Source organism: Hydrogenophaga sp., assembly GCF_041633695.1.
In the GTDB taxonomy this organism is placed as follows: domain Bacteria; phylum Pseudomonadota; class Gammaproteobacteria; order Burkholderiales; family Burkholderiaceae_C; genus Hydrogenophaga.
Window position 1 is genome coordinate 1 of the sequence record NZ_JBFJMY010000570.1, and the last position, 2,357, is coordinate 2,357.

A 2,357-nucleotide genomic window follows, 5' to 3' on the forward strand; every position below is an offset into this window, starting at 1 on the left:
AGAGCGAGCGCTACGAGGCGCGCCTGTCCATGGTCGAGGTGCTGGAATCGCCCAGCCTGTTCCTGCAAGGCATGGCGGGCAGCCGCTTGCCGATTGCGGTGGCGCACGGCGAAGGTTTTGCCAATTTCAAGCACCGGGGCGACCCGGCTAAAGCCCTGGCCGCGATGCGGTTTGTGGACCACCACGGCGCGGCCACCGAAGCCTATCCCTTCAACCCCAATGGCAGCCCGGGTGGCTTGACCGCTGTGACCACGGCCGATGGCCGTTTCACCGCCATGATGCCGCACCCCGAGCGGGTGTTTCGCAACATCCAGATGAGCTGGACCAGCGGCGACGCCTCGGCCCACAGCCCATGGATGCGCATCTGGCGCAACGCGCGCAAGTGGGTCGGCTGAGTTCCGCTTTCAATCCAAGGATCTGAACCCATGGCCGCTTCCAGTCTGCTCGCCCTGATCGACGACATCGCCACCTTGCTGGACGACGTGGCGGTCATGACCAAGGTGGCGGCGCGTCAGGGCGTGTCGGCGATGGACGATGTGGCGGCCATGACGCAAATCGCGGCCAAGAAGACCGCCGGCGTGCTGGGCGACGATCTGGCGCTGAATGCGCAACAGGTCACCGGCGTGCGGGCCGACCGCGAACTGCCGGTGGTCTGGGCCGTGGCCAAGGGCTCTTTGCGCAACAAGGCCATTCTGGTGCCAGCCGCCCTGGCCATCAGCGCGGTGGCGCCCTGGGCCATCACACCCTTGCTCATGTTGGGCGGCCTGTTTCTGTGCTTCGAGGGCACCGAAAAAGTGTTGCATGTGCTGGCGGCCCGCTCGGCGCAGGACGATGCCCACCACGCCGAACTGGTGCAGGCGGTGCAGGACGAGAACATCGACCTGGTGGCGTTTGAAAAAGACAAGATTCAAGGCGCCGTGCGCACCGACTTCATCCTCTCCGCTGAAATCATCGTCATCACCCTGGGCACGGTGGCGGTGGCCAGTTTTGCGCAACAAGTGCTGGTGCTGGTGGGCATTTCCTTGCTGATGACGGTGGGCGTGTATGGCCTGGTGGCCGGCATCGTGAAACTGGACGATGCCGGGCTGTACCTGAGCCAGCAAGCTGCGCAATGGCAGCAAGCGCTGGGGCGCGGCATTGTGCGGGCCGCCCCCTGGCTCATGAAAACCCTGTCGGTGGTGGGCACCGCCGCCATGTTCCTGGTGGGCGGGGGCATTCTGGTGCACGGCTGGCCCTGGTTGGGGCACGGTATCGAGGCCTTGAGCGTGCCCTTGGGCGGGCTCGGGACGGTGGTCTCCAGCCTCATCGGTGCGATCGCGGGCCTGGCCGCTGGTTTGCTGGTGGTCGGCGCCACGAAGCTCTACCACCGCCTGCGCCCTTCGGCCGTTCCCAAGCCACACTGACGCTCTGCTGCGCCCGGCCTACAGCGTCGGGACGCCCAAGCTCCCTCGGCCATGGGTTGCACCGCGCTCGGGGATGCTTCATCATGGTCCGGTTTCCAGCGCGGTGCCGCACCCAGCGGGGCCGGCTGCATCCACGCCGTGGGTGACCCTTGCGATGATCTTGCGACGAGAAGGGGCTTTGATCCGGTATGGACGGCATATTCATCAGCTACCGACGCGACGATTCCGCTGGTTACGCCGGACGGCTTTACGACCGGCTGGCTGCGCACTTTGGCGCTGATCGCGTCTTCATGGATGTCGAAGGGATTGAGCCGGGGCTCGATTTCGTGGACGCCATCGAAGACGCGGTGGATTCCTGCCGCGTCCTGATCGCCATCATCGGCGACGAATGGACCCATGGCACCGACGCCGCAGGCCGCCGCCGTCTGGACGACCCCAACGACTTCATCCGCCTGGAGACCGGTGCCGCTTTGCGGCGCGGCATCCGCGTGGTGCCAGTGCTCGTGGGTGGCGCGGTCATGCCCTTGGCCACCGAATTGCCCGAAGAACTCAAAGCGCTCACCCGGCGCCAGGCGATCGAGATCAACCACAAGCAATGGGAAGCGTCTTCGGGTGAGTTGATCCGCACGCTGGAGGGCATCCTCAAGAACCCCGTCAAGCCCGAGCTGGCTTCCACGGCAAGCGCGGTGGCAGCGGCCGAAGCAATACCTGCACGCGCCGACACAGCGCCCGAGCCGCCACCGACCCCGGCGACACCGGCAACGGCCAGCCAGGGTTCATACGGCCGCTGGGCGCTGCCCGCTGTGGCGGCCGTGGCCGCTTTCGCCGCTGCAGGCTGGTGGGCCATGTCCAACGGTAGCCCCGACGACCTTGAACCTGTGGTGGTGCGCGAAGGCACCGGGACGGTCACGGCCACCGGCACCCCCACCACGCCATTCACTGCCACCGAAACCA

General features: G+C 66.4%; 3 protein-coding genes. All 3 read left to right on the forward strand.

The window, feature by feature from the left end:
- Nucleotides 1-395: phosphoribosylformylglycinamidine synthase subunit PurQ (locus ABYB95_RS21795; protein ID WP_372661885.1), on the forward strand; the 395-nt coding region annotated here is incomplete at its 5' end.
- A gap of 30 nt (nt 396-425) precedes the next feature.
- Nucleotides 426-1,403, forward strand: coding sequence for a DUF808 domain-containing protein (locus ABYB95_RS21800; protein WP_372661888.1), 978 nt, complete (start codon nt 426-428; stop codon nt 1,401-1,403).
- Nucleotides 1,404-1,591: 188 nt separating this feature from the next.
- On the forward strand, nt 1,592-2,357 hold a 766-nt coding region (locus ABYB95_RS21805), incomplete at its 3' end, for a toll/interleukin-1 receptor domain-containing protein (RefSeq protein ID WP_372661891.1).